General features: G+C 69.3%; 8 protein-coding genes. 4 read left to right on the forward strand and 4 right to left on the reverse strand.

The features are described from left to right. Both AC27IQ_RS17685 and trmL read left to right on the forward strand, forming a co-directional pair. The coding region (locus AC27IQ_RS17685; RefSeq protein WP_487090241.1) for a ComF family protein at positions 1 to 184 on the forward strand (184 nt) is incomplete at its 5' end. Between the two features lie 81 nt (positions 185 to 265). Then, positions 266 to 727, forward strand: coding sequence for a tRNA (uridine(34)/cytosine(34)/5-carboxymethylaminomethyluridine(34)-2'-O)-methyltransferase TrmL (gene trmL, locus AC27IQ_RS17690; protein WP_272565035.1), 462 nt, complete (start codon positions 266 to 268; stop codon positions 725 to 727). A 24-nt stretch (positions 728 to 751) separates the two neighbouring features. Here trmL and AC27IQ_RS17695 read toward each other — a convergent pair whose 3' ends face one another. Then, a complete protein-coding gene (locus AC27IQ_RS17695) occupies positions 752 to 1717 on the reverse strand; it encodes a LysR family transcriptional regulator (protein WP_487090242.1) in 966 nt (321 codons plus the stop codon). A 209-nt stretch (positions 1718 to 1926) separates the two neighbouring features. On the opposite strand from AC27IQ_RS17695, the gene AC27IQ_RS17700 reads away from it, so the two are divergent. Beyond that, positions 1927 to 2241 (forward strand): DUF4148 domain-containing protein, encoded by a 315-nt coding sequence (locus tag AC27IQ_RS17700; RefSeq protein ID WP_284405399.1) that lies wholly within the window; start codon positions 1927 to 1929, stop codon positions 2239 to 2241. Positions 2242 to 2340: 99 nt separating this feature from the next. Here the strand turns inward: AC27IQ_RS17700 and AC27IQ_RS17705 are convergent, their stop codons facing one another. The 3 genes from AC27IQ_RS17705 to AC27IQ_RS17715 all read right to left on the reverse strand — a co-directional run bounded on the left by AC27IQ_RS17705 (position 2341) and on the right by AC27IQ_RS17715 (position 4269). Next, positions 2341 to 2805, reverse strand: a complete 465-nt coding sequence (locus AC27IQ_RS17705) for a MaoC family dehydratase (protein ID WP_284393360.1) — start codon at positions 2803 to 2805, stop codon at positions 2341 to 2343. A 65-nt stretch (positions 2806 to 2870) separates the two neighbouring features. Further along, the gene (locus AC27IQ_RS17710) at positions 2871 to 3488 is read right to left on the reverse strand and encodes a nucleotide-binding protein (RefSeq protein ID WP_487090243.1); all 618 of its coding nucleotides are present in this window, start codon (positions 3486 to 3488) and stop codon (positions 2871 to 2873) included. Between the two features lie 142 nt (positions 3489 to 3630). Then, the gene (locus AC27IQ_RS17715) at positions 3631 to 4269 is read right to left on the reverse strand and encodes a LysE family transporter (RefSeq protein WP_487090244.1); all 639 of its coding nucleotides are present in this window, start codon (positions 4267 to 4269) and stop codon (positions 3631 to 3633) included. A gap of 114 nt (positions 4270 to 4383) precedes the next feature. On the opposite strand from AC27IQ_RS17715, the gene kefC reads away from it, so the two are divergent. Further along, positions 4384 to 6264: glutathione-regulated potassium-efflux system protein KefC (kefC, locus tag AC27IQ_RS17720; protein WP_487090245.1), on the forward strand; the 1881-nt coding region annotated here is incomplete at its 3' end.

Here is a 6264-nt window from a genome sequence, read left to right on the forward strand (position 1 = left end):
CAACCTGCGCGGCGCGTTCGCGCTGGAGCCCGGGCGCGCCGCGCGCATCGCGGGCCGCCGGGTGGTTCTGGTGGACGACGTGATGACCACAGGCGCCACGCTGCACGCGGCGGCACGGGTGCTGCGCGAGGCCGGCGCCGTGCACATCACCGCGGTGGTGGTCGCCCGCACCGACAGCCCCTGACCAGGGCCGCTCACCAGCCCTGGATACGTTTGTTTACGAGCTTTCGCGCTGGGTGCGGCGCAGATGCCGACAATAGACGCCATGTTTCATATCGTTCTTGTCGAACCCGAGATCCCGCCCAACACGGGCAACGTGATCCGGCTGGCTGCCAACACCGCGTGCCGGCTGCACCTGATCGAACCCTTGGGTTTTTCCATGGAAGACCGCCTGATGAAGCGCGCGGGCCTCGACTACCACGAGTACACCGAGGTGCAGCGCCACGCGGGATGGACCGCCTTCCTGCGCGATGCCGAGCCGGACGCCACCCGCATGTTCGCCATGACCACGCACGCCACGCTCACGGTGTATGAAACCAGCTTCCGCGCCGGCGACTGGCTGGTGTTCGGCGCCGAGACGCGCGGCCTGCCGCCCGAGCTGCGCGAATCATTCCCGCCTGCCCAGCAGCTGCGGCTGCCGATGGTGCCGGGGCAGCGCAGCCTGAACCTGTCGAACGCCGTGGCGGTCACGGTGTACGAAGCCTGGCGGCAAAACAGCTTTCTCTGATGCGCCAAGGCCCTGGCCCGGCCCTCAGGCCTGCGGGGCGGGCGGGGCCGCGTTTTGGTCCAGGACGCCAGGGGCCTGCAGCGCCTCCTCCACGGACTTGCGCGTGCGGGCGCTCAGGAAATCCAGGAAGGCCCGCGTGCGTGCGGGCATGAACTTGCGGCTCGGAAAGGCCGCGTACAGCGTGAAGCGCCCCGCCGTCCAGGGCGCCAGCACCCGCACCAGTTGCCCGCTGCGCAGGTAGGGCGCAGCCAGATCGACTGGTAGCGAGGTCAGCCCCGCGCCATCCAGCGCAGCACGCAGCAGGGTCTCGATGTGGTTGGTCACGCAGACCGGCTGCACCTCGATGTCGATGGCCCGGTGGCCCAGCAGGGGATCGAACAGGCGCATCACCCCGGGTTTGGTGTCGCTGCGCCGGCGCAGCAGGCACTGGTGCCGGGCCAGGTCCTGCGGCACCTGCGGCATGCCGTGGTCCCGCAGGTAGGCGGGCGAGGCGCACACCACGCTGTCGGACCGCACGATGGGCCGGGTGATCACGTTGGCGCCGAAGACCGCGTCGTCGCTCAGCAGCGTGATGTCGAAATCGCCGATGGGCGGCTCCAGCGAGGAGTCCACATGGATGTCCAGCACCACCCGGGGATGCGCCCGGTGAAAGCCCTCCACCAGCGGCGCGAGGATGTGGACCGCGAGCACCGGCGGCGCGTGCAGCCGCAGCACGCCGGCGATCTCCGAGGTGTGGGCCTGGGCCGCGGCGAAGGCCTCCTCCACGTCGGCCAGGATGGTGCGCACGCGGGCCAGGTAGGCCTCGCCGGCATCGGTGAGCGAGACCCGGCGCGTGGTCCGCTGCAGCAGCCGGGTGCCGATGTGGCTCTCCAGGTCGGCAACCAGCCGGGTGACCGCCGCGGCCGACAGGTCCATCGCGCGCGCGGCCGCGGCGAAGCCGCCTTCGTCCACCACGGACTGGAACACGCGCATCGTCAGCAATCTATCCATTGCAGGAATGACGGCGTTTCAAGGGCCGCGATTATTTCAATTTCGTTAATTATTCATTGCCAAGAGTGCTGTTTTTCAAAGGGTTAACCCTGCGTACAGTTCAACCCATCGATGAGAAAGCCTGAAGGCGGACCCACCGAGGCAGGACAAGACCGGCCCCCAACAAGACCAGCCTTGCCCGGAAACACCAACCAATGAAGGACACCATCATGAACAACTACCGCACTCTCGCCACCGCTGCCGCCATCGCCCTGAGCGCCTTCGCCGCCCACGCCGGGGTGGAAGGCGACGGCTCCGACTATCCCGCCCCTGTCGCCGCCTCCAGCGCATTGACCCGTGAAGCCGTCGTGGCCGACCTGGTGGCCGCCCGCCAGAACGGCACCCTGCCCCGCGCCGGCGACTGGTACGACGTGCCCGCGCCCCTGGCCGTCTCCGGCAACGCCACGGTCGTCACCCGCAAGGAAGTGCAGGCGCAAACCGTGGCGGCCGCGAAGTCGCGCAACACGGTCAGCGGCGACCACTGATCTGATCGCACGGCGGCCCGGCCGGTTGCGACCGGCCCAGCCCCTCCCCGAAAAAAAGGCCCGCAGGTTCGCCCTGCGGGCCTTTTTCATGGGGTGCCTTCAGGGCGCGGCGCCGTAGTTGCGCGCCAAGGACTCGGCCACGCACGCGGGCTTGTCGGACCCTTCGCGCTCGATGGTGACCAGCCAGGTCATCTGGATGCCGTCCGGCGCTGCAGGCTCGCAGGCCTGCAGCGTGAGCCGCGCGCGCAGGCGGCTGCCCACGGGCACGGGCGAAGTGAAGCGCACGCGGTTGAGCCCGTAGTTCACGCCCATCCGCGCGCCGGCGATGGCGAACGCCGATTCGAAGAACCGCGGAATCAGCGACAGCGTGAGAAACCCGTGGGCGATCGGCGCGCCGAACGGGCCCTGGGCCGCACGCTCGGGATCGACATGGATCCACTGGTGGTCGCCCGTGGCCTCGGCGAACTGGTCGATCTGCGCCTGCGTGATGGTGATCCAGTCGGTCACCGCCACCTCGCTGCCCACGCAGGCGGCCACTTCGGAATACGTCTGGAAGGTTTTCATGCGCGCACTTTAGGCCGGGGCGGGCCGTGCGCGTTGTCGGGCACGCGACAGCCGCGCGCGCCGGCCTACTGGTCGAGCCAGTCGCAGATGCCCTGCCACTGCTCCAGGTCGCGCGCCACGCGGCTGGCCGAGACGTCGAAGACCGACAGGCCCTGCGCGGCCAGGTGGATGTAGTTCTGCGTGTCGCGCAGCCGGCCCAGCACCGGCAGGCCCAGGCTTTCGACGAACTCGCCCAGCTTGTCGGCCGCGATGGTGCGGGCATCGACCCGCATGCCGACGATGCCGATCTGCACGTTCGCCGCATGGCGGCTTTGGGCCAGCTCGTCCAGGAAGCCACGGATGGCGAAGATGTCGAACACGCTGGCCTGCAGCGGCACGATCACCTTGTCGGACAGCTGCAGCACCGACTTGAGCTGCGCGCCGTGCAGGCCCGCGGGCGTGTCCAGCACGGCGTGGGTGGCCTCCTTGGGCGGGCGGCCGATGGCGTCGGGCTGCACGGGCCAGTCGCCGATGGGCCGAACGGCCGGGGAGCGCAGCCCGCGCCACAGTTGGGACGACTGCTGCGGGTCGGCGTCGCCCAGCACCACGGCGTGGCCCTGGCTGGCGAAATAGCCGGCGATGTTGGTGGCGAGCGTGGATTTGCCCACGCCGCCCTTGGGATTGGCCACTGCGATCACTGGCATGCACGCCTCCTGGGGGTCAAAAGTTGGATTGGCGGGGGCGATGGTAGCGCCGCCCGGGGCCGGGCTGGGGAGTATGAATCAAAAACCCCTCCAGCGCATATTCCACTAAGGCATGTTGCTATATTTTTAATAGCAAACGAATTCAGCCGTGCTGGGCCCCGCGCTTGACGAAGAAGAGCCCCGTTCCCACGGCCATCAGCAGGCCGCCGAACACGCGGTTCTGCGCGCGCACCGCGCGGGCGTTGCGCAGCAGGCGGCGCAGCGCGCTGGCGCCCGCGGCATAGCCGTGCATGACGGCCATGTCCACCGCCACCATGGTGGCCGCCATGGCGAGCAGTTGCGTCCACAGCGGGCGCGTGTCGGTCATGAACTGGGGCAGCACGGCGACCATGAAGATGATGCCCTTGGGGTTGGTGGCGTTGGTCAGAAAGCCCGTGAGGCAGCGCTTTTGCCACGGGCCCGCCGGCGCGGCCTCCCCGCCCGGCAGGGACGACGCATCGCCCGAGCGCCATTGGGCGATGCCGATGTAGATGAGGTAGCACGCGCCCAGGATCTTCACCGCGCTGAACGCCGTCTCCGAGGCCAGCAGCAGCGAGCCCACGCCCGCCCCGGCGATCACCAGGATCAGCAGCAGCCCCAGTTGCAGCCCGAGGATGGTGGCGCCCGTCTTTCGCACGCCGTAGGTGAGCCCGTGACTCATGGACAGCACGGCGCCGGAGCCCGGCGAGATCGCGATGAGGCAAGCCGCCACCAAAAATGCCAGCCAGGTGTGCAGGTCCATGGGTCCGCCGGAAAAGAAAGGAAAGAAGATGAAAGGATCGGGAGCCGCCGATCTTACCGATGCAAAATTGCCGAGGTCCCTTCACCGCCTCTCTCTCCACCCCATTCTTTCTCCATGGCCCACGCACCCACCTGGCTCACCTACGGCTTCCTCTACCTGGGCGCGGCCGTGCTCGCCGTGCCCATCGCGCGGGCGCTGGGTCTGGGGGCGATCATCGGCTACCTGGCGGCCGGCATCGCCATCGGCCCCTGGGGCCTGGGCCTGGTGAGCAACGTGCAGGACATCCTGCATTTCGCCGAGTTCGGCGTGGTGCTGATGCTGTTCCTCGTCGGCCTGGAGCTGCAGCCCAGCCGGCTGTGGAGCCTGCGGCGTCCGATCTTCGGGCTGGGCAGCGCGCAGGTGCTGGGGTGCGCGGCGCTGCTGTGGCTGGCGGCGTGGGCCTGCGGCCTGCCGTGGCGCGTGGGGCTGGTGGGCGCGCTGGGGCTGGCGCTGTCGTCCACGGCCATCGCGCTGCAGTCGCTGGGCGAGCGCAACCTGATGCGCACCGACAGCGGGCAAAAGGCGTTCTCGATCCTGCTGTTCCAGGACGTGGCGGCCATTCCCATCCTGGCGCTGCTGCCGCTGCTGGGTGCGGCCGCCGCGGCCGAGGCCGCACCCCATGCCACGCCCGACCTGCTGTTGGAGGCGGGCAAGATCGTGGGCGTGGTGGGCGGCATCGTCCTGGGCGGGCGGCTGCTGCTGCGCCCGGTGCTGCGCTGGATCGCCAAGAGCAGGACGCCGGAGATCTTCACCGCCGCCTCGCTGCTGCTGGTGGTGGGCATCGCCTGGCTGATGGTCATCGTGGGCCTGTCGATGGCGCTGGGCGCCTTCCTCGCCGGCGTGCTGCTGGCCGACAGCGAATACCGGCGCGAGCTGGAGGCCGATATCGAGCCCTTCAAGGGCCTGCTGCTGGGGCTCTTCTTCATGGCCGTGGGCATGTCCATCGACTTCGGCGTGCTGATGCGCTCGCCCGGGTTGATGGCCCTGGTGCTGCTCGGCTTTCTGGTCATCAAGGGCGTGGTGATCTACGCGTTGGCGCGCGTGACCGGCACGCCGTACCAGGAGCGGCCCGTGATGACGCTGCTGCTGGCGCAGGGCGGCGAGTTCGCGTTCGTCGTGTTCCAGGCGGCATCGACGGCGGGCGCGCTGCCGGCCGAAACCGCGTCGCTGCTGATCGGCGCCGTGGCGCTGTCGATGCTGCTGTCGCCGCTGCTGCTGGTGCTGCTGGACCGCGTGCTGCTGCGCCGCTATGCGCGGCTCAAGACCGATGTGCCGGCCGCGGCCGAGATCTTCGAGCCGCAGGAGGCGCCGGTCATCATCGCGGGCTTCGGGCGCTACGGGCAGATCGTCGCGCGCACCATGCTGCTGCAAGCCGTTCCGACCACCGTGCTGGACCACAGCGTGGAGATGCTGGAGGTGGCCCACACGTTCGGCTACCGCGTGTTCTACGGCGACGCCACACGGCTGGAGCTCCTGCGCATCGCAGGGGCCGCGCAGGCCCGCATCCTGGTCATCGCGGTGGACGACACGGGCCAGTCCGTCAAGATCGCCGCACTGGCGCGCGCTCACTTTCCGCAGCTGAAAATCGTGGCCCGCGCCCGCAACATGAGCCATTGGAACGCGCTGCGCGATCTGGGCGTGGAGCACGTCGAGCGCGAGCTGTTCGAGTCCAGCCTGAAGACCGCCCGCACGGTGCTGGAACTCATGGGCCTGCCGGCACAAGAGGCCCAGCGCGTGGCGGACCGGTTCCGCCAACACAACATCGACCTGGCCAACCGCATGTACCCGCACCACAAGAACCAGGAGAAGTTCATCGCCGTGGCGCGGCAAGGCCGCCAGCAACTGGTGGAACAGATGGCCAAGGAGCGGCAGGAAGCCGCATCCGCCGTGGCGGACGCGGGCCCCCCTGCGGACGCCGCAGGCCATGCCCCGCCCGCGCAGCGCACCGGCCTGCCG

The sequence above is a fragment of the Acidovorax sp. KPB24-07 genome (assembly GCF_057543315.1).

Coding starts and splice junctions, on each gene's coding strand:
- trmL (WP_272565035.1), top strand. CDS start 266: ATGTTTCATATCGTTCTTGTCGAACCCGAGATCCCGCCCAACACGGGC.
- AC27IQ_RS17695 (WP_487090242.1), bottom strand. CDS start 1,717: ATGGATAGATTGCTGACGATGCGCGTGTTCCAGTCCGTGGTGGACGAA.
- AC27IQ_RS17700 (WP_284405399.1), top strand. CDS start 1,927: ATGAACAACTACCGCACTCTCGCCACCGCTGCCGCCATCGCCCTGAGC.
- AC27IQ_RS17705 (WP_284393360.1), bottom strand. CDS start 2,805: ATGAAAACCTTCCAGACGTATTCCGAAGTGGCCGCCTGCGTGGGCAGC.
- AC27IQ_RS17710 (WP_487090243.1), bottom strand. CDS start 3,488: ATGCCAGTGATCGCAGTGGCCAATCCCAAGGGCGGCGTGGGCAAATCC.
- AC27IQ_RS17715 (WP_487090244.1), bottom strand. CDS start 4,269: ATGGACCTGCACACCTGGCTGGCATTTTTGGTGGCGGCTTGCCTCATC.